Source organism: Streptomyces sp. NPDC092369, assembly GCF_044755245.1.
In the GTDB taxonomy this organism is placed as follows: domain Bacteria; phylum Actinomycetota; class Actinomycetes; order Streptomycetales; family Streptomycetaceae; genus Streptomyces.
Genome location: NZ_JBIVQP010000003.1, coordinates 1,378,372 through 1,397,732, shown reverse-complemented (window position 1 = coordinate 1,397,732; position 19,361 = coordinate 1,378,372). Strand labels below are relative to the sequence as shown.

Below are 19,361 nucleotides of genomic sequence, written 5' to 3'. Positions count from 1 at the left end.
ACGTGGGCGTGGACCATCGACGCCCCCTCAGCCTCGTGAGTGATTCGTGCAGGCCTCATGGCCACCCCGTGACGAACATCCCGCTACGGGAAGGATGCAGGGGCGGGCGGGGATTCGCGACCGCACAGGAGGCGGGGCGCTGCGGGAGGCGGGCGTAACCGGGAAACCTGTGCCTCTCGTTGCAGATGGATAACGGCGGGTCCGGGGCGGGGCGAGGGCTGGGATGTGCCTTGAGGGGCTTATGTGTGGCTGATACGGTGCCATGGCTTGACACTCACCCCCGGCGATGGCATTCGCCCAGGTCGCGAGGGGATCTGGTGAAGTGTCCGGTTTTAGAAGCAGTTTGACAGGCGTGGCAGACACCATCGTGGTGGCAGAAACCATCTGGGGCGTACGGGGAGCGGTTGCGTGAAGATCCAAGAGCGTACGGGGGCGGGCGCGGGACGTTCCGCGGTACCGGCTCAGGCGGGGGTCGGTGACCGGCTTCCCACCCCTCCTCGCGAGCGCAAACCCGCGCTGGCCGCGTTGGCTGTGCTGCTGATCCTGGTCGGTGCGCTGGGTGCCACGATGCTTGTGCTGCAGGCCGGCGACCGGATCGAGGTCGTCAAGGTGACCAAGGAGATCCAGGCCGGCGAGTCCGTCAAGAGCAGCGACGTGACCTCGGTGATGGTGGCCAAGGACGACAGCATCAACTACGTCGAGTGGTCGCAGCTGAGTGGTCTCAAGAACCTCAAAGCGAGGTCCACGATCTACGCCGACACCGTCGTGATGGGGCAGATGTTCACCGAGGGCACCAGCCTCCCGGCGGGTAAGGCCGCCGTCGGGGTCGCCCTCAAGGAGGGCCAGTACCCCTCGGACATCAAGCCCGGTGACACGGTCGCGGTCTACAACGTCGACACCAGCAGCTCCGGCGGGGACAAGACGGGCTCGTCGACCTCGACTTCGTCCGGCGGCCTCATCGTCGACAACGCCAAGGTCGACACCAAGGCCGAGGAGAGCGACTCCACCGTGACCACCGGCAACCTCTCGCTCACGCTGCTCGTCGACCAGGACGACGCGGCCGCCGTGGCCCGGGCTGCGGCCGCGAACTCGGTCGCAATCGTGCACGTCCCGGCCAACTAGAAGGCGACCCCCAGAAAATGGCCCTCATCGCCCTCGCCGCCGACAAGGGTTCCCCCGGCGTCACCACCGCGGCCGTCGCCCTCGCCGCTGTCTGGCCGCGCCGCGTCCTGCTTGCCGAGACCGATCCGGCGGGTGGGGACCTCGTGTACCGCAGTGCCGCCGCGCACGGTGGGCCGCTCAATCCGAATACCGGGATGCTGTCCATCGCCGCCACCGCTCGGCGTGGGCTCGTGCCCGATCAACTCTGGGACCACGTACAGCCGTTGAGCGGGGGGCTCGAAGTGCTCGTCGGGCTCGGGATAGCCGAGCACGCCGCCGGGCTCGCCGGGCTGTGGCCCACCCTCGGGCACGCCTTCTCCGCGCTCGCCGACTCCCCGAACGCGCCCGCCGACGTCATCGCCGACTGCGGGCGTATCAGTGGGGACACCCCTGCTGTTGAGCTGTTTCCGCATGCCGCGCTCGTGCTGCTGATCAGCCGTACCGAGCCCGAGGCCATCGCCCGCGTGCGGGACCGCGCCGCCGCTCTCACGAACAAGCTGCATGGCGGCCCTCGTGGTGCCGCGAGTCTCGGTACGCCGCTGATCGGCGTCGTGCTCATCGCCGACACGAACAACGCCGGCAAGGTCGCCAACCAGGTCAACGACATGCTCGTCCACGCCCAGACCGGCGCCCGAGTGGTCGGCACCATCGCCGACGACCCGGCCGGAGCCGACCAGTTGGCCGGGCGCAAGCGTGGGCGGCTCGAGAAGTCGTTGCTCATCCGGTCCGCCCGTAAGGTCACCGCCGATCTCTATCAGCAGTTCGGCGCCAGTTGGTCCGCACCCACCCACGGTCATGTCAACGGGCATGCGGGGGCCGGGACATGACGGCTGTCGACCATCAACTGGTCAAGCGGTTCCGGCAGGACGCCGGTGACCGGATCGCCGAACAGCGTCGCCTGGACCAGGCCGACGGCGTCACGCCGATGTCCAACGAGGACGAACGGCAGTACGCCCGCGCGGTCATAGCCCAGATCCTGGAGGAGTACGCGCGGACGGAGATCAACGCCGGCCGTACGCCCCTGGACGCGGAGACCGAGGAGCAGTACGCCGCCGCCGTGCACGCCGCGCTCTTCGGCGTGGGGCGGCTGCAGCCGCTGCTGGACAACCCCGAGGTCGAGAACATCGACATCAACGGGTGCGACCAGGTCTTCGTCGGGTACGCCAACGGGCAGGAAGTGAAAGCCGATCCCGTCGCCGAGAGCGACGAGGAGCTCATCGAGCTCATCCAAGTGCTCGGTGCTTACTCGGGGTTGTCCTCCCGGCCCTTCGACTCCGCCAACCCCCAACTCGACCTGCGGCTCCCCGACGGTTCGCGTCTGTCGGCCGTCATGGACGTGGCCCGGCGCCCCGCGCTCTCCATCCGTCGCGCCCGGATGGGCAAGGTCTTCATCTCCGACCTCGTCGGGAACGGCACCGTCACCCCCGAGGTCGCCCACTTCATGGCCTGCGCGGTCCGCGCCCGTAAGAACATCATGATCGCGGGTGCCACCAACGCCGGTAAGACGACGCTGCTCCGCGCCCTGGCGAACGAGATTCCGCCGCATGAGCGCCTCGTTACGGTGGAGCGGGCGCTGGAACTCGGGCTCGACATGTTCCCCGAACTCCACCCCAACGTCGTGGCGTTCGAGGAGCGGCTGCCCAACTCCGAGGGGCAGGGCGCCATTTCGATGGCCGAACTGGTCCGCCGGTCCCTCCGTATGAACCCCTCCCGCGTCATCGTCGGTGAGGTGCTCGGCGACGAGATCGTGACCATGCTGAACGCGATGTCGCAGGGCAACGACGGTTCGCTGTCCACGATCCACGCCAACAGCTCCAGCGAGGTCTTCAACCGCATTTCCACCTACGCCCTCCAGGCCAACGAGCGGCTGCCCATCGAGGCCAGCCAGATGCTCATCGCGGGCGCGGTGAACTTCGTCGTCTTCATCCAGCGGCGCAACGAGTTCCAGACGGGCGGCCGGCTCCAGCGCATGGTCACCTCCGTCCGCGAGGTCAACGGCGTCGACGGACGCGTGCTGTCCAGCGAGGTGTTCGCCGAGACCCCGGACGGCCGGGTCGTCCCGCACGCGCCGCTGGCCTGCCTGGAGGATCTGATCGCACAGGGCTACCGGCCCACGGGATGGGGGTGACATGACCTACGAGGCGCATACGACCTACACGGCGCATACGACCTACACGGCACTGGGCTCGCTCGGTTCCCTGGGCGGCCTGTTCTCCACGACCGTCCTGTACTCGGTGGGCAGCGGTGTCGCCGTCGGCGGCGGACTCGCGCTGCTCATCATCGCCGTACGCGGACTGCCCGCGAAGCCCGCCCACGAGAAGCAGAAGGCGGCCGAACGCGCCAGTGAACTCATCCGGTTCGCCGGACAGCGCGGCTCGCTCGCGGCCATCGTCGGACTCGTCGTGCTGCTGCTGACCCGCTGGGCGGTGGCCGGTATCGCGGCCGGCATTCTCGTCTTCTTCTGGGACCGCCTCTTCGGCGGCGCCGGGGAGGAACGGGCCGCCATGAAGCGGGTGGAGGCCCTCGCCTCCTGGACGGAGTCGCTGCGCGACACGATCGCCGGCGCGGTCGGCCTGGAGCAGGCCATCCCCGCGTCCGCGCGCGCCTCCGCGCCCGTCCTGCGACCCCATCTGGACGCCCTGGTCGACCGGTTGCGCTCCCGCACCCCGCTGCCCGAGGCACTCCAGCACCTCGCCGACGAGATCAACGACGCGTCCGCCGACATCATCGTCGCCGCGCTCATCCTCAACGCCCGGCTGCGCGGCCCCGGTCTGCGCCAGGTCCTCGGCGCGCTCGCCAAGTCGGCGCGCGAAGAGGTCGACATGCGCCAGCGCGTGATGGCCCAACGGGCCTCCACCCGCCGCTCGGTGCAGATCGTCGTCGCCGTCTCGATCGCCTTCGTGCTCGGACTGTCCATCTTCAACCGGGAGTTCGTCGAGCCCTACGGGACGCCCGTCGGCCAGCTCGTACTCGCCTGCGTCTGCGGGCTGTTCGCGCTCGGCTTCTGGTGGCTGCGCAAGCTGTCGACCATCGAGACACCCGAACGCTTCCTGGTCCGCGACGAGTCGGCGGTGCAGTTCGTCCGCCCGCGCACACCGGCCGGTCCCGCCGGCACGCCGGGTGGGCCCGGTACGCCCGGGCCGGGTCACCAGGAAGAGGGGGGACGACGGTGAACCTGACGATGCCGATCGTCGTCGGCGCGGTTCTGGGCCTGGGTATCTACGCCCTCGTCCGCGCCCTCATGCCGTCCAAGCGCAGCGCGGTCGCACAGGTCGCGCGGATCGACGCGATGCGGGCGCGCGGAGCGGCGTACGAATCGTCCCGAACGGCCCCTGACGCGGGCCGGATCGGCTCGCTGCGGGCCCAAGTCGGCGCGCGTGTCTCCGAGTTCTACCTGCAGCAGGGCTGGGAGCAGCGCTCGCTGCGCGCGGATCTGGCCGTCCTGGACCGCAGTTGGGAGAACTTCCTCGCGACGAAGGTGGTGCTGTCCGTGGCGGGGCTGTTCTTCGGGCCGTTCCTGTTCGCGGTGGTCTGGACGCTGGGCGTCGGCAGCAGCCCGATGATCCCGGTCTGGCTGGCCCTCGCGTTCGCGCTCGTCTTCTTCCTCCTGCCCGACCTTGAGGTGCGGCGCGACGCCGCCGAGAAGCGGCGCGACCTGCGGCGCGTGATCGGGGCGTACCTGGACCTGGTGTCCATGAGCCTGGCCGGTGGCCGCGGTCTGCCCGAGGCGCTGATGGCCGCGGCGGAGGTCTCCGACGGGTGGGCCACGCAGCGCATCCGCAACGCGCTGGCCGACGCCCGGATCACCGGCATCAGCCAGTGGCAGGCCCTTGGCCAACTCGGCGAGGAGATCGGCGTGGAGGAGCTCAAGGACCTCTCCGCCTCCCTCGCCCTGGTGGCCGACGACGGCGCGAAGGTCCGCGAGTCCCTCGCCTCCCGCGCCGAGACCATGCGGCACCGCGAACTCGCCGAGATCGAGGGCAGCGCGGGCGAGAAGTCGCAGTCGATGCTCGTCGCGCAGCTGCTGCTGTGCGCGGGCTTTCTGGTGTTCCTGATCTATCCGGCGGCGATGCGGGTGTTCCAGGTGCAATGACGCGCGTTCGAGGACTGGCGACAACTGGCGACAAATGCTTCTGAAAGGACAACTCACCATGAGCGGACGAGACTTCAACACCGGCATTCCGGCGGTGGACTTCCTGGTCACCTTCTTGCAGGGCCGCGTGCAGCGTGCCCGTTCCGGCGAACTGGACCGTGGTGCCTCCGCCGTCGAGTGGGTCATCATCTCCGCGGTCGTCGTGGCGATCGTCGGTGTGGTGGCCGCGATTATCAACGCGGCACTGAGTAAGGGCGCCACCAAGGTCGGTACCTGCATCGAAGGCGCCAAGGCGACCGGCACCTGCTGATCGTTCTCACGTACACAAGTAGCTGACGGGGATGCCGGTGGACGCGGTCGAGTGGATGCGCCGCAGGGTGAGGACCGCACGCGAGACGGCAGTCACCCGCGGTGAGTCCGGCATGACCGCGATCGAGTTCGTCCTGCTCACGCCGGTGCTGTTCTTCATGATCTTCGCCACGGTCCAGTTCGCGCTGTACTTCTTCGCGGACCACGTGGCCCAGGCGGCGGCCCAGGCCGGTGCCCGCAAGGCCCGCGCCACGGCGCACGACCAGCCGGGCGCGTGGCGGGGCGAGGCCCAGGACGTGGTCGACAGCTATATCCAGCAACTCGGCCCGCAGTTGGTCCTGTCGCCGCGCGTGACGATGCTCCAGCCGGAGCAGAACACGGTCGGCGTGGAGATCACGGCACGGGTGCCCACGGTCTTTCCCGGGCTGGATCTGACGGTCCACGCGCAGTCGGAGGGGCCGGTGGAGAGGTTTGTACGGGAGGACGGCAACTGATGCGACTCCCCACCCGTGATGATGACCGGGGTCTGTCCACCATCGAGGTCGTGATCCTGGCGCCGGTGATGATCCTGTTCATCCTGGTGCTGGTGGCGTTCGGCCAACTGGTGGACGGGCGGGGCGCGTTGGACGGTGCCGCTCGGGACGCCGCCCGGGCCGGCTCGATCCAGAAGGACCACGGGACGGCCATGTCCGAGGCCAGGAAGGCGGCTTCTGCGGACCTTGAGGACGTCTGCTCGGGCCCGGTGAGCGTCGTACAGACCAGTCAGGGCTTCGAGCCGGACACCATCTTCACGGTCGAGGTCAGCTGCGAGGTGCGGGGTCTGGCGATGCTCGGCCTGGACGTGCCGACGCGGCTTACGGCGAGCTTCAGTTCGCCGCTGGATCCGTTCCGGAGGACGGTGTGAGCCGATTTGTGCGTACGTGGCTGTCGTTCCGCCGCACCCGTATGGACGACCGGGGTTCGGGCGCCGGCGCGGTCATCATCTTCGCGCTCGTCTTCCTCTCCCTGTCGGCCTTCGTCATCGACGGCGGCCTGTCCATCTCCAAGCGGGAACGCGCCGCGGACATAGCGGAACAGGCGGCCAGGTACGCGGCCCAGGACATCGACCTCGACGCCCTCTACGACGACGAGGGCGGTCCCGCGCCGATCAACTACCAGGACTGCGACGCCCGGGTGAAGACCTTCGCCCGCCAGATGGACATGCGGGGCGCGGACATCGCGGCGACCCACTGTGTGCAGGCGGACGCCGAACAGGTCGAGGTCGAGGTGCAGTTGACGTACGCGCCCGTCTTCAGCGGGATGTTCTACGGCGGGGACGTGGTCGTGCACGGACAGGCGGTGGCGCGGAACGAGGTGGGGTGAGGGGCGTAGGACACCGAGGACACCGAGTGGCCCCGGAGGATTCTCGAGGGGGAATGGCCGGTCACTTCTTCTGCTCCTCCTCCTTGACCCCGTCCTTCACCTTCTTCTCCAGGTCGAGGTCCAGCTTGCGGAACTCCCGGACGACCGCGTCGGACATCTCGGCGAGGGAGTCGAGCTGCTGGGTGATGTCCTCGCGGCCGTCCTCCCAGTTGGACTCGAAGTCGCCGAGGGCGTCGTTGACACCGCCGTCGCCGATGTCGTCGCGGTAGGACTCGAAGAGCTTCTTGGTGTGGTTGAGGCGGGTCTTGAGGGAGCGCAGTTTGCCCCCGTACTCCTCCAGCTCGCTGAGCGGCAGCGCGAGGTCGCTCTTGCCTTTGCCCATGTGACCGTCCCCCGATCCCGATCTCGTAGTCTGGCGGCACCGTACAACGGAACGGAGACCGACGTCATGGCCCGATACATGGAGGCGCTCACGATCGAGCGCGGAGGGTTCCTGATCAAGGTGCCCGAATCATGGTGGGAGTTCGACGTACGGCCAGAGTCGCGGGACGACTCGATCCACCGGATGGTGACCGAACGGGTCGAGCAGCACCCGGAGTTGGCGCAGTACCGGGACACGTACACCGCCTTCCTGCAGAAGGCCGCCGGTGAGGCCTGGAAGTCCGGTGCGCTGTACTGCGGTTGCATGGCGGAGACCTTCGGCGGCGCGACTCCGATCACCGCGTCGGTGACGGTCTCCATGGTCGGCGGCCGCACCCGCGACGGCGCTCCGCTCTCCACCGACCCCGCGGCGATCGCGGCCGGCCTGTCGGCCAAGGAGGCGAAGAAGGAGGGCGACTCCTGGCGCAAGGTGACGACGGTCGACCTGCCGGGGGTGGGGGCGGCGGCCCGTACGTTCGGCGTCGAGGACATCGTCGTACCGGACGACGCGTTGAACCGGACGGTGCGGGCCGTACTGATGCAGACGTTCATTCCGGTGCCGGGGCAGGAGGGGAAGGCGGCGTTGGTGGCGGGGAGCAGTCAAGTGCTCGATCTTGCCGACTCGTTCTTCGACATCTTCGACGCGATCACGTCGACGTTCCGGTTCACGGGTTGACGGGGCGAGGGGCACCCCGGGTCGCCCTTCTGGACCACCCGCTAGCGGATTGTGTCGGGGTGCGCCGGTTGTGCTGACGGCGTCCTTCGCTTCGAGCGTGGGTGCCGTGTAAGTTCGCGTGTGCATACAGATGTTGATGGTGTGGTGCGCGTGACGGGGGTTGCGGGATGGCGGGGTATCGGCCGGCGGACTGGCATGTGCTGGATCTGGACAAGGACCCGACGCCGGGGGATCCGGATCGTGTGCGGACGTTGGCCAAGACCCTTCACGACTTCGCTGATGACGTGTCCGATGCGTTGCGTCTGGTCAAGGGGATGGCTGAGGACGATGCGACGTTGCAGTGGGCGGGGAAGTCGGCGGAGGTGTTCCGGGATCAGTTCTCGGGTGTGCCGAAGAATCTGAAGAAGCTGAAGAAGTCGTACGAGTTGTGCGGGAGTGCGCTGGCGGATTTCTGGCCGAGGCTGGAGCGGGCGCAGGCGCTGGCGGACAAGGCGTTGGTGAAGGCACGGGAGGCCCGTAGCAACTTGTCGTCCGCGCAGTCGCGTCTGTCGTCTGCTGATTCGTGGGTGACGCGGGCCGGTAAGGAAGCGGACAAGTACAAGGACGACCCCACCGGCAGTAAGTCGGATGCGGACAAGCCGGATGAGGCGAAGGTCCGTGCGGCCACGCGTGACGTGCAGAACGCCAAGTCCGCCCATACCAAGGCCCAGTCGGACGTCTCCGACGCCCAGGATGCCCTCGCCGCCGCGAAGAAGATGGCCGCCGACGCACGCCAGATGCGGGACGAGGCGGCGCGGGACGCGAAGCGGAAGATCGACGAGGCTTCCGATGCCGGTATTCAGAACCGGTCGTGGTGGGAGGACGTGGGGGACTGGTTCGAGGACAACTGGGACACCATTGTCACCGTCTGCAAGGTGGTCGTGGCGGTGCTGGGCATCGTCGCGATGATCATCGGTGGGCCGATTCTGGGTGCGATCGTGCTCATCGCCGCACTGGTGGTGTTGGCGGACACGCTCTACAAGTATTCCAAGGGACAGGCGTCTCTATGGGATGTGGGTTTTGCCGCGCTGGACTGCATACCCGGCATGAAGGGTCTGACGACTCTGGGCGGTCTTGCCAAGGGGCTCAAGGGCGGGTTGGCCGCGGCGAAGGATCTCAAGACCGTGGGGCTCGGCCTGCGTGGGCTGGGCAAGAACGCGCGCGGCATGCTCGCAGACGGCGCGGAAGGCGCGTACAACCGCCTCAAAAACCTTGTGCGTTCCAAGGGCAGTGACCCCATCGACATGGCGTCCGGCGCGATGTACCTGCCGCAGACCGACGTCACCCTGCCCGGCGTCCTCCCGCTCGCCTTCACGCGTCGGGTCGCCTCGGACTACCGCAGCGGCTGGTGGTTCGGCCCCACTTGGGCCTCGACGATCGACCAGCGCCTCGAAGTCGACGCCCATGGAGTCGTATTCGTCACCGAGGACGGGCTGCTGCTCGCCTATCCGCACCCCGAGGACCCCCAGACGCCGGTACTGCCGGGACAGGGGCCCCGCCGACCACTGTCGCGTCTGGCCGACGGCGGCTACCGCATCACGGACCCGCTGACCGGGCACAGTCGGCTGTTCGCCGCCCCACGTGACGGAATCTGTCTGCTCACGCGAATAGCGGACCGCAACGACAACACCGTCGACTTCGACTACGACGCCGAGGGCACCCCACAGGCCGTCCGCCACTCCGGTGGCTACCACCTCAAGCTGACCGTGGACGAGGGGCGTGTCACCTTGCTCGCCCTGGCGGGTGCGGCGAAGGACGGCTCGGACCTCGCGGTGAAACAGTACGGCTACACCGACGGCAATCTCACCGCGGTGACGAACTCCTCGGGTCTGCCGCTCCAGTTCACGTACGACGAGCGACTGCGGGTCACCTCGTGGGAGGACACGAACCACAGTCGTTACCACTACGCCTACGACGACCAGGACCGCTGTGTCGCCGAGGGCGGCGAGGCCGGGCACATCGCGATCACTGTCGCGTACGACGGGACGGATCCCGCCCGGCCCGACTGCCGTGTCACCACCGTCACCACGGCCGAGGGCGCCGTTTCCCGCTTCGTCGTCGACGACCGGTGTCTGGTCGTCGCCGAGACCGACCACCTCGGCGGCACGGTCGTCACCACTTACGACGACCACCAGCATGTCATCGCGACCGCGGATCAACTCGGGTATCGCACAACCTTCGTGAACAACACGGTGGGGCAACCGGTCGAGGTGACCCGGCCCGACGGATCGGTCGTCCGCGTCGCGTACGACGACCGGCACGTTCCCACCGAGGTGATCCTGCCGGACAACTCCTCTTGGCAGTACACCAACGACGAGCGTGGAAACGTCACCGCCATCACCGACCCCGTGGGCGCCACCACGCACTACATCCGGGGGACGGACGGCAGCCTGGTCGAGGCGCGGGACGCGTCCGGCCGTACCGCCACCTACGTGAACAACGCTGCCGGCCTTCCGTTGACAGCAACCGACGGCCTCGGCAGCACCACGCGGTACGTGTACAACTCCGCCGGCCTGACCACCACGGTGACCGACGCACTCGGCCACGAGACCTGCCTGGAATGGACGGTCGAGGGCCTGCTCGCCCGCCGTACCGACCCGGACGGGTCGCAGGAGAGCTGGGACTACGACGGCGAAGGCAACTGCGTTCGCCATGTCGACGCCGTCGGGCGGCCGAGCACATTCGAGTACACGCACTTCGACCGGCTCATCGCGCGCACAGGTCCCGGCGGCGAACGCCACGCTTTCACGCATGACGCCCAGCTCCGCCTCACCCAAGTGACCAACCCGCAGGGGCTGACCTGGGACTACACCTACGACCCGGCCGGCCAACTCCTTGCCGAATCCGATTTCGACGGACGCACCACCCGCTATACCTACGACGCCACGGGACGCCTCGCCACCCGAACCAATGCCCTTCACCAAACCATCCGCTACGAAAGGGATGTGCTGGGTCAGACCGTCGCGAAGCATGCGGACGGCACGACAACTCTCTATACGTACACGGCGAACGGTTCACTGACCGGGGCCGTCGGTCCGGACAGCAGCGTGCGGGTGGAACTCGACGCCGCCGGCCGTCGCGTCAGGGAGACCGTCGACGGCCGGACCATGAGCTTCGCCTACGACGCAGCCGGCAACCGGACGCTGCGGACCACCCCGTCGGGCGCTCGCAGCACATGGGCGTACGACGGTGCGGGGCGCGGTGTTCGCCTCGCCACAGCGGGGCACGTCATCGACTTCGTGCACGACGCGGCGGACCGCGAGGTCACCCGCCGTATCGACGGTGCATTCACTCTCACCCATGGTTACGACAGCCTTGACCGACTGATCACACAGGTGAGTACCGCTCCCGGAGAGCACAGGAGCGCTGAGCGCTCCTACGCCTACAGCCCTGACGGCTATCTCGTCGGTGTCCAGGACTCCCGCACAGGCAGCCGGAGCTTCGACCTCGACACCCAGGGCCGCGTCACGGCGGTACACGCGGCGGACTGGAGCGAGCGCTATGCCTACGACTCCGCGGGCAACCAGACCGAGGCCTCGTGGCCCGCCAAGCACCCGGGCCACGACGCCACCGGGTCGCGCGCATACGCGGGTACGCGGCTGACGAGGGCCGGCGGCGTCCACTACGAGTACGACGCTCAGGGACGCGTGGTCGTACGCCGCAAGACCCGGCTGTCCCGTAAACCGGACATCTGGCGGTACGAATGGGATGCCGAGGACCGGATCACTGCCGTCACCACACCGGACGGCAGCCGCTGGCACTACACCTACGACCCGCTGGGCCGACGAACCGGAAAGCTCCGTCTCGGGGGCGACGGGAAGACCGTTCTGGAGCACACCGTCTTCACCTGGGACGGCAACACACTCTGCGAGCAGACCGCAGAGCAGAGTGACACAGGCGTACGCACCACGCTCACCTGGGACCACGACGGGCTCTCTCCCCTGAGTCAGGCCGAACGCATCTGGTCTGCCGAGACGCCCCAGGAGTCCATCGACGAGCGCTTCTTCGCCATCGTCACCGATCTTGTGGGTACCCCCACCGAACTGGTCTCCCCGGACGGTGAGGTCGCCTGGCACACTCGGTCCACCCTCTGGGGAAGTACGGCCTGGAACCGGGAGGCGACGGCATACACCCCGCTACGTTTCCCCGGCCAGTACCACGACCCGGAAACCGGTCTCCACTACAACCACCACCGGCACTACGACCCCGAGACCGCCCGCTACACCAGCCCCGATCCCCTGGGCCTGCTCCCGGCGCCCAACCCCGTCGCCTACGTTCACAATCCCCATAGCTGGTCCGACCCGTCGGGTCTCGCCCCGCTGTGCCATCAGCACGGTGGTGACACCGGGAGCCCCGAGGGGCTCGGAATTCTCCCCGGCCCCGCGCCGCAGCACGCAGCGGACATGCTGGACAAGGTCAATTCCCGGCCCGGCGGAATCGGGAAGGTCGACGGATATCATGGCAACGCCAACTGGGGTAACAACAAGTCTGTCCTGCCCGGGGGCAAGTACAAGGAATGGGATGTCAACGCCAAGGTCGACCTCCCGCAGTGCAGTGCGCCTGGCTGCGGCAAGGAGATCAGAGGCCCCGAACGCCTCCTCACCCCTAAGGACGGTCCCGGCCCCGCGTACTACACGCCGGACCACTATGGAACCTTCTACTACGTCGGAGAATTCACAGGGTGATCCAGGAATGACCACTTTCGACATCACGGGAACCTCGGCCCCCTGGGTCATCTTCGGGCCGCAGGGCATGGCCGAGGTGCAACGGCAGCTGGCGGCCCTGGAGGCGAAAGGCGGCCGTGTCCACCGCTTTGACTCGCGAGATCTCATGACCGAGGAAGGGATCTACCGTTCGTTCGCGGAAGTCCTGCAGTTCCCGGCCTATTTCGGCAGGAACTGGGACGCCCTGGTCGACTGCCTGGACGACCTCTGTGGTGCGGTCACGGGTGGCGTGGGGATCGCGGGCGTCATCGGTGCCGCGGATCAGCTTCTGGAAGCGGAGTTCTTTCCCCTGTTCGTGTCGGTTCTCTGCCAGGGGGCGGACCGTGCGAATTCCGCCGTGGACCTAGACGGCTTTCCCTTGGACCGGCCCGCGATCGCGGAGCATTTCGTGTTCGAGTTCCGTGATTTCGATCCCGACAGAATCGCACTTCGCATCGGGCAACCCGACCTCACCATCACGGTGGGTGACGGGTTTGTCGGTGCCGCTCTCGATCCCGAGGAGTGGCATTGAAGTCGGCCGAGTGAGCACGGCGAAGGGAGTCCCGTACAGCTGGCTGAGCGGTGAAGGGCTGTCTCGCATCGACGACCCCGCCGCGGTCGACGCCGCGTTCGAGCGCGGTGAGGAGCATCTCGGCACCGCGGTGATCGGCCTGGCGGCCACCTGCCCGCCGGACGTGTCCTCACCACGGATCCTGCGTGCGATGCGAGTGCTGGACGGTCCTCGACGGGAGTTCGCGTTCACCGCGGCGGGCACTGTGGCGCGACTCCACGGCGAACTGACACCGGAGTTGTACGCCGCGCTCCGCGCCGAGGGCCCCCGGGGCGTCGCCGCGAACGCGATCAGGGACACCCTGACGTTCGTCCCAATCCGCAAGCTGCCGCCGTGGTTCAAGTGGCGATGGCTGCGGGCGACGGTGCGGGACACGCTGGAGGGCTGGTGGCTGCGGGCCGAGGACGTGGCCGGGGACGCGTGGCGGGGTGTGCGTGGGCGCCGGTCCTGACGTCGGCGGGGAACTGGACGGGTGGTCGGCCTTGACGAGCTCACCGGTCCGGCCGTGGAAGCGGTGCTTGTCGGGGCGGGGTGGACGGGGGAGCGCAGGAATCCCGCGAAGGCGTGGGCCACGACCTGGAGTCGGGGTGACGTCACGGCGTGGATTCAGGGTGATGGGCCGTCCGTGCAGGTGGAGTTCACGGTGTGGCACCGCGAGGTCGAGGACGAGTGGCCCGACCCGGACACGTACATCGACGGCCTTTACGACGCCGCTTCCGCTGAACTCCCGCGCGTTGTGTCCCAGTTGGAGTCCGGGGCTGTCGGAGATCGGCCTGAGACGGTCGACGGCGAGGACCTGACCGGCGGTGCGGACTGTGTCGACCCCACCGCGTGGAGGGTTTCGGGGAAGGTCGTCCTGGTCGGCGTCAAGCACGATGACGTCGAGGCGCCCGTGCAACTCGTTGTGGTGGTGCGGGAGTCAGGTGAGGACTCGTAAGGGTGGTCCTCGCCCGCTCAGCGGTTGACCGCCTGGATCTCCTGGACGTTCATGTCCTGGGTCGTGTCGAAGGTGCCGTCGGGGAGGTCGCCGTTGGTTCCGTCGCTGCCCTGCCAGGTGATCTGCCAGGTGATGCTGGCCTTCAGGCGGTAGGGGGATCCGTCCGTGGCGCGGAGGTAACTGATGCCGCACGGCGGGGTCTTGTCGGCGTCGCCCTTGGTGTAGGGGGTGCCGATCGAGCCGTCGTCGTTGATCGTGCAGTTGCCGGAGCCCGGGTAGGTCATGGCGTCGGCCGTGCCCGGGTCCAGGTGCAGGGCGACCGGCTTGGCCGTCGTCTCCGCCCACAGGCCCGTGTCGGGGAGTTCCGCGCGGACCTTGACGTCCTTGAAGGTGCCCTTGTCCAGCCATACCCAAGTCGGCAGGTTCACCGTCGACTTGGCTGCCGGCTTCACCTCGATCTCGGTGCTGGGGACCTTCACCTTGTTGTAGGCGTACTCGGCGAGGGTCTTCGGCGTGGGGGCGTTCGGATCGTCGGGAATCGTGCCGGCGTCCTGCCAGAACATGAGCCGGGTGCACAGTGACGTGTCGTCGAGGTTGAAGACGTCCGGGGCCACGCCGCGCCAGAAGTAGCCGTCCTTGCCGAGGTTGTAGTTCTTGTAGCCCTTCACGGTGGACGGGGCCCGGAAGATGTTGTTCGCGTCCTTCTCGTCCCGGAAGTGGTCGGTCCAGAGTTCCGTTCCGTACCAGGACGTCCGCAGGCCGACATCACCGTCGCCCTCGTTCTCCGAGAAGGTCTTCAATTGCTCGGGCGAGAAGACGGGTTCGTACCAGCACGGCGGAGGCTTCCAGTTGACGTCCGTCGACGACAGGCTGCCTTGCTTGCCACCGGTGGGACCGCTCACCTGGGTCACTCTGATGCGGGAGTGCTTGGCGGAGGCGGAGATCTGGTTGCCCTCCGCCTCGCCTCGGGTGTCGGAACCGCCGAACGCATCAGCGGGAGTGGAGCCCAGCAAAGCCACGACGAGCGACGTGGCGACAACCGGTACCGCCCTGTGCCCCAGGTTCACTTGGAGCACCCGCCACGCTTCGAACTCACGGACGTGTTCTGCCAGACCCCTTGGGCGCTCTTCGCCAGCGAGACCACATAGGCGACCTCGGGGTCCGTACCCGCCGGATTCCCCAGGACCTCGCCGGTCTTCCGGTTCTTGGTCTTCGCCTGGCTTTCGTCCGTGCAGTAGGTAAGGGACGCGCCGTCGCCGGTGCTCGCCATCGTAACCTTGGGATCGAAGGCGGGCAACGCGCCGATGACGGTGACGTTCTTGTCCGTGTAGGACTTGATCCACTTCTTGGTCTGCCTGATGACGCCCTCGGTGTCGTAGAAGGCGACGGCCTTGCTGTCCGGGTCGTTCGCGATGATCGCCGCGTACCCGGCCCGGAGTTCTTCCCTGGCGTCGTTCAACACCGCCCGCTCCTCACCGTCGCCGCTCGTCCAGTTCTCGAACGTGAGCTTGAAGCTGCTCGGAAGAGTGATCACCGGACGCTTGACGTCGGACGACGCGGTGGACGTCGAGGCGGACGCCGACGGACTCCCCGCCCCCGTGTCCGCCCCCTTGATGTCCCCCGAAGACGAATCGTCACCCCCACCACACCCCGTGAGCAGAAAGCTCGCCGCGATGGTGAGTGCGGTGGCGGTCGTGGTCAGAGCGCGGCGGGCCACGTTTGATCTCCCCCGAGGTTGGCGTGTGTGCAAGAGAGAACGAAGCTATCAGGGGTGGGTAAGGGGGCCTTGGGGGCCGGTGGGGGGATTGTGTGGGGAACGTGGGGGGTGAGTCGGGCTTTTGGGGCGGGCGGTGCGGTATCGGGCGAGGGTGGGTCTCACCTCCGTATCAGACCTTCGACGATGCAAATAAGAGTCAATAGGATCTCTGTAGGCTCGGTACCCGTCTCGAACCCCGCCCCCGCGCCTCGCCCCCGTACGACCCACACACCTCGACACGACCCAGGACACCCGCCATGCCGCGACGCCGCACCGCAAGCTCATCAAGCTCGACGGGCAATTCGACCGGCAATTCGACGGGCAGCTCGTCGGCACCCCGGAACCGGACGCCCCAGCCCGTCCGGATCCGGCGGCGTAGTTTCGGCGACTTCGTGAAGGCGTTCTTCGCGTTCGTGGCGCTGCTCGTGCTGGTCGTCGGCGTGCCGGCAGCGCTCGCCATGGGTATCGGGTGGCCGTTCCCCGGCGGGGCGCCGAGTCTGGACTGGCTGCAGAAAGAGATCACGGTCACCACCTTCCTGAACATCCTCACGGTGATCGTCTGGCTGGCCTGGGCGCAGTTCACCGCTTGTGTGCTGGTGGAAGTGAAGGCCGCCATGTCCGGGGTCGGCGTGCCGGGGCGCGTGCCCGGCGCCGGGCCCAGTCAGTTGCTCGCCCGGCAGCTCGTCGCCGCGCTGCTGCTGGTCGGGGCCACCGCGGCCAGCCTCACGCCAGGGCTCTCGCAGCTCGGGCAGCACAGCATGGACGGGAACCAGAAGCCCACTGTCGCCGCTGCCCAGCAGACCCCGGGGCTCTTCGCGCGGCAGCAGGAGCAGGCGGCCGGTACCGCCGCCGCGCTCGCCGAACAGGCCTCCCACGCGGCCGCGCAGGCCGACGCCGGCGGTACCGCCCAGCAGGCCGACACGAAGTACTACCGGATCCAGCCGCCCGAGGGGCGCCACCACGACTCCCTCTGGGAGATCGCCCAGCGGCACCTCGGCGACGGCCGCCGGTACAAGGAGATTTACCAGCTCAACAAGGACCGCGTGCAGCCCGACGGGTCCAAGCTGTCCGAGGCCAGTCTCATCCGGCCCGGCTGGATCATGGAGATGCCCGGCGACGCCCACGGCGGCGAACTCGTCGAGATGCCCGACGCCAACGCGCCCGACGCCAATGCGTCCAACGCTTCCAACGCCTCGGATCAGCTTCAGCAGCAGATCCATGACTACGCGAAGAGCGGTGACCAGGCCCAGAGCGGGGGGCAGCACGCGCAGGGCGGTCGTGGCGAAGGCACCGCCCACCTCACCCTGCCCGCGCAGCGACCCGGTGCCGACGCCGGTGGCGGAGGCAGTGCCGGACAGCCGCACGCCTCCGCCCCCGCCTCCCACTCTGCCGGCAGTGACTCCTTCGGGCTTCCCGAGGCTCTCCTCGGCGCACCCCTCCTCGCCGCCGGTCTCCTCCTCGCCCTCGGCCGTCGCCGCCGACAGGCCTTGTGGCAGTCGGCGTTCGGTGCCGTCGGCGGGCGGCGCGGGATGGAGCCGCCCACGCCCACGGGCGACGCCGCCGACGCGCAGGACGCCCTTCTCGTCGGCGCCGACCCCGAAGGCGTACGACTGCTTGATCGGTCGTTGCGTGGGCTGTCCGCGCAACTCGCCGCCGAGTCGCGGGCGTTGCCGACCGTCTACGCCGCCTGGCTGACGAACGGCGATCTGCATCTGCAACTCGCCCAGCCCGCGGGCAAGCCCCCGGCCCCCTGGCAGCTCGGGCAGGATCAGACCTTCTGGATGCTGTCGCGCACGGACGGTGAGCGGTACGAGGATGTCGACACCGCCGCTCCCTATCCCGGGCTCGTCAGCCTCGGCACGATGGACGACTCGCGGCTGCTGCTGAATCTGGAGTCCGTGCCCGGCATCGTCTCGCTGAGCGGGCGGGAGGCCGACCGGGCCGCCGTGTTCGCCTCCGTGGCCGCCGAGTTGGCGACCAACGGGTGGTCGGACCGCATGACCATCACCCTCGTCGGCTTCGGCGAGGACCTCACCCCGCTCGCGCCCAACCGGCTGCGCCACCTCGACGGCATCGACGACCTGATCGAGACCATGGAGGCCGAGACCCGGCAGCGGCGCGGAGCGCTCGGGGCGGCGGGCCACCACTCCGTACTGACCGGTCGCACCGGGCCCGCCCAGCACACCCGTTGGGCCCCGCACCTGGTCCTGCTCGCCGCCACCCCGTCCGCCGAGGACGCCGTCAAGCTGGCCGAACTCGCCTCCGGCGCCGGGCACTTGGGCATCGGCTACCTCGTCGGCACCGAGACCGGTGAACTGCCCGGCGCCGCCTGGGAGATGGAGATCACCGACGAGGGCAAGCTCCTCGCGCCCCTCCTCGGGCTCGAACTCGACGCCCAGATGCTGCCGTCCGCCCAACAGCGCGCGGTCGTCGACCTGTTCGTCGAGGCCGACCCCGAGCGCGATCCCCAAGGGCCCACGACCGCACCGCCGTTCCTCGTCGACATCAGCGAGCAGGGACGGCCAGCGGTGTACGCGCGGCTCGTCGGACCGTACGAGATCATCGGTCTCGACACGCCGGACGGAGAGCGCAGCGCACTGCTGCACGAGGCGCTCGCGCTGCTGCTCCTGCACCGTGAGGGCGTGCACCCGCGCGTGCTGTCCTCCGCGCTGTGGCCCCGAGGCGTCACCGCGGACGTACGGGACGCGCTCCTCGACCGGCTGCGCGCCTGGCTCGGCGCCGACCCCGACGGCACCCCGCGCCTGACCGCCGACTCCACCGGACGGCTCGTGCTCGCCAAGTCCGTCGTCTCCGATCTGGATGTGTTGCGCTCGCTGTACCACGAGGCCACACAGGGCAAGGGGATCGACAGCCGGGCCGTGCGCGGCCGTCTGCTCACGGACGCGCTGGTCCTCGTCCGTGGGCCGCTGCTCGCCGACCGGCCCGAGGGCCGCTACCGCTGGCTCACCCACGAGATCATCGACGCCCAACTCCCGCTGCTCGTCGCGGACATCGGGCTCGCCCTCTCCGCGTTCCATCTGGAGAAGAACCGCGCGGAGAAGGCCATCGAGGCCCTGAACGCGGCCCTCAACTCCGCCCCCGGCGACGAGCGGCTCTGGAACGAACTCCTCCGCGCCACCCACGCCACCGGCGACCCGGCCCGCCTCCAGTCCGTCGCCGCCGACCTCATCACCCGCAGCGGCGCGCGCGGACTGCCGCCGCGGACCGAGGCGTTGCTCGACGAACTCCTGCCGACGTGGCGCAACGGCGTCGCGGCGGTGAGTTGAGCGACGCAGTGAACGGCCGAGTGAGCGGCGGAGTGACTGCGGAATGA

Annotated in this window: 18 protein-coding genes; 15 read left to right on the top strand and 3 right to left on the bottom strand. The window is 68.6% G+C overall.

Going from position 1 to position 19,361, the window contains the following annotated elements; genetic code table 11:
* Positions 1 to 408 precede the first annotated feature (408 nt).
* The 9 genes from ACIQI8_RS23320 to ACIQI8_RS23280 all read left to right on the top strand — a co-directional run bounded on the left by ACIQI8_RS23320 (position 409) and on the right by ACIQI8_RS23280 (position 6,925).
* Positions 409 to 1,122, top strand: coding sequence for a hypothetical protein (locus tag ACIQI8_RS23320; protein WP_402353649.1), 714 nt, complete (start codon positions 409 to 411; stop codon positions 1,120 to 1,122).
* A 17-nt stretch (positions 1,123 to 1,139) separates the two neighbouring features.
* Complete coding sequence (locus ACIQI8_RS23315) at positions 1,140 to 1,988, top strand: hypothetical protein (RefSeq protein WP_402353646.1); 849 nt, start codon at positions 1,140 to 1,142, stop codon at positions 1,986 to 1,988.
* Entirely contained in the window at positions 1,985 to 3,289 is a 1,305-nt protein-coding gene (locus ACIQI8_RS23310; protein ID WP_402353643.1) for a CpaF family protein, read from the top strand. The genes ACIQI8_RS23315 and ACIQI8_RS23310 overlap by 4 nt, the downstream gene beginning before the upstream one ends.
* Positions 3,290 to 3,359: 70 nt before the next feature.
* Positions 3,360 to 4,334, top strand: coding sequence for a type II secretion system F family protein (locus tag ACIQI8_RS23305; RefSeq protein ID WP_402354145.1), 975 nt, complete (start codon positions 3,360 to 3,362; stop codon positions 4,332 to 4,334).
* Positions 4,331 to 5,254, top strand: a complete 924-nt coding sequence (locus ACIQI8_RS23300) for a type II secretion system F family protein (RefSeq protein WP_402353640.1) — start codon at positions 4,331 to 4,333, stop codon at positions 5,252 to 5,254. The genes ACIQI8_RS23305 and ACIQI8_RS23300 overlap by 4 nt, the downstream gene beginning before the upstream one ends.
* Positions 5,255 to 5,312: 58 nt before the next feature.
* The gene (locus tag ACIQI8_RS23295) at positions 5,313 to 5,564 is read left to right on the top strand and encodes a hypothetical protein (RefSeq protein ID WP_402353637.1); all 252 of its coding nucleotides are present in this window, start codon (positions 5,313 to 5,315) and stop codon (positions 5,562 to 5,564) included.
* A 31-nt stretch (positions 5,565 to 5,595) separates the two neighbouring features.
* A complete protein-coding gene (locus tag ACIQI8_RS23290; protein WP_402353634.1) occupies positions 5,596 to 6,057 on the top strand; it encodes a TadE/TadG family type IV pilus assembly protein in 462 nt (153 codons plus the stop codon).
* Positions 6,057 to 6,467, top strand: coding sequence for a TadE/TadG family type IV pilus assembly protein (locus tag ACIQI8_RS23285; RefSeq protein WP_402353631.1), 411 nt, complete (start codon positions 6,057 to 6,059; stop codon positions 6,465 to 6,467). The genes ACIQI8_RS23290 and ACIQI8_RS23285 overlap by 1 nt, the downstream gene beginning before the upstream one ends.
* Before the next feature lie 41 nt (positions 6,468 to 6,508).
* A complete protein-coding gene (locus ACIQI8_RS23280; protein WP_402354142.1) occupies positions 6,509 to 6,925 on the top strand; it encodes a pilus assembly protein TadG-related protein in 417 nt (138 codons plus the stop codon).
* A 61-nt stretch (positions 6,926 to 6,986) separates the two neighbouring features.
* Here ACIQI8_RS23280 and ACIQI8_RS23275 read toward each other — a convergent pair whose 3' ends face one another.
* On the bottom strand, positions 6,987 to 7,307 hold the full coding sequence (locus tag ACIQI8_RS23275; protein ID WP_402353628.1) for a hypothetical protein: 321 nt from the start codon (positions 7,305 to 7,307) through the stop codon (positions 6,987 to 6,989).
* A gap of 66 nt (positions 7,308 to 7,373) precedes the next feature.
* Here ACIQI8_RS23275 and ACIQI8_RS23270 point away from each other — a divergent pair, with 66 nt between their 5' ends.
* The 5 genes from ACIQI8_RS23270 (at position 7,374) to ACIQI8_RS23250 (ending at position 14,271) form a co-directional block, all read left to right on the top strand.
* Positions 7,374 to 8,021 (top strand): hypothetical protein, encoded by a 648-nt coding sequence (locus ACIQI8_RS23270; protein WP_402353625.1) that lies wholly within the window; start codon positions 7,374 to 7,376, stop codon positions 8,019 to 8,021.
* Positions 8,022 to 8,188: 167 nt separating this feature from the next.
* The gene (locus ACIQI8_RS23265; protein WP_402353622.1) at positions 8,189 to 12,745 is read left to right on the top strand and encodes an RHS repeat-associated core domain-containing protein; all 4,557 of its coding nucleotides are present in this window, start codon (positions 8,189 to 8,191) and stop codon (positions 12,743 to 12,745) included.
* A gap of 7 nt (positions 12,746 to 12,752) precedes the next feature.
* Positions 12,753 to 13,295 carry a barstar family protein gene (locus tag ACIQI8_RS23260; protein WP_402353620.1) on the top strand — a complete coding sequence of 181 codons (543 nt, stop codon included), beginning with the start codon at positions 12,753 to 12,755 and terminating at the stop codon, positions 13,293 to 13,295.
* 10 nt (positions 13,296 to 13,305) lie between these two features.
* Positions 13,306 to 13,785, top strand: a complete 480-nt coding sequence (locus ACIQI8_RS23255) for a hypothetical protein (protein ID WP_402353617.1) — start codon at positions 13,306 to 13,308, stop codon at positions 13,783 to 13,785.
* Positions 13,786 to 13,959: 174 nt separating this feature from the next.
* Positions 13,960 to 14,271 (top strand): hypothetical protein, encoded by a 312-nt coding sequence (locus ACIQI8_RS23250; RefSeq protein WP_402353614.1) that lies wholly within the window; start codon positions 13,960 to 13,962, stop codon positions 14,269 to 14,271.
* 17 nt (positions 14,272 to 14,288) lie between these two features.
* On the opposite strand, the gene ACIQI8_RS23245 is transcribed toward ACIQI8_RS23250, so the two are convergent.
* The gene (locus ACIQI8_RS23245; protein WP_402353611.1) at positions 14,289 to 15,338 is read right to left on the bottom strand and encodes a hypothetical protein; all 1,050 of its coding nucleotides are present in this window, start codon (positions 15,336 to 15,338) and stop codon (positions 14,289 to 14,291) included.
* A complete protein-coding gene (locus ACIQI8_RS23240; RefSeq protein WP_402353609.1) occupies positions 15,335 to 15,988 on the bottom strand; it encodes a hypothetical protein in 654 nt (217 codons plus the stop codon). Before ACIQI8_RS23240 ends, ACIQI8_RS23245 begins: the two co-directional genes overlap by 4 nt.
* A 296-nt stretch (positions 15,989 to 16,284) precedes the next feature.
* Between ACIQI8_RS23240 and ACIQI8_RS23235 the strand changes: the two genes are divergently transcribed.
* A complete protein-coding gene (locus ACIQI8_RS23235) occupies positions 16,285 to 19,314 on the top strand; it encodes a BTAD domain-containing putative transcriptional regulator (RefSeq protein ID WP_402353607.1) in 3,030 nt (1,009 codons plus the stop codon).
* Positions 19,315 to 19,361: the final 47 nt, after the last annotated feature.

Excerpts from the sequence above, each read along its gene's own strand:
- ACIQI8_RS23270 (WP_402353625.1), top strand. The coding sequence starts at position 7,374 with ATGGCCCGATACATGGAGGCGCTCACGATCGAGCGCGGAGGGTTCCTG.
- ACIQI8_RS23275 (WP_402353628.1), bottom strand. The coding sequence starts at position 7,307 with ATGGGCAAAGGCAAGAGCGACCTCGCGCTGCCGCTCAGCGAGCTGGAG.
- ACIQI8_RS23235 (WP_402353607.1), top strand. The coding sequence starts at position 16,285 with ATGCCGCGACGCCGCACCGCAAGCTCATCAAGCTCGACGGGCAATTCG.
- ACIQI8_RS23290 (WP_402353634.1), top strand. The coding sequence starts at position 5,596 with ATGCCGGTGGACGCGGTCGAGTGGATGCGCCGCAGGGTGAGGACCGCA.
- ACIQI8_RS23280 (WP_402354142.1), top strand. The coding sequence starts at position 6,509 with ATGGACGACCGGGGTTCGGGCGCCGGCGCGGTCATCATCTTCGCGCTC.
- ACIQI8_RS23285 (WP_402353631.1), top strand. The coding sequence starts at position 6,057 with ATGCGACTCCCCACCCGTGATGATGACCGGGGTCTGTCCACCATCGAG.
- ACIQI8_RS23315 (WP_402353646.1), top strand. The coding sequence starts at position 1,140 with ATGGCCCTCATCGCCCTCGCCGCCGACAAGGGTTCCCCCGGCGTCACC.
- ACIQI8_RS23295 (WP_402353637.1), top strand. The coding sequence starts at position 5,313 with ATGAGCGGACGAGACTTCAACACCGGCATTCCGGCGGTGGACTTCCTG.
- ACIQI8_RS23265 (WP_402353622.1), top strand. The coding sequence starts at position 8,189 with ATGGCGGGGTATCGGCCGGCGGACTGGCATGTGCTGGATCTGGACAAG.
- ACIQI8_RS23310 (WP_402353643.1), top strand. The coding sequence starts at position 1,985 with ATGACGGCTGTCGACCATCAACTGGTCAAGCGGTTCCGGCAGGACGCC.
- ACIQI8_RS23260 (WP_402353620.1), top strand. The coding sequence starts at position 12,753 with ATGACCACTTTCGACATCACGGGAACCTCGGCCCCCTGGGTCATCTTC.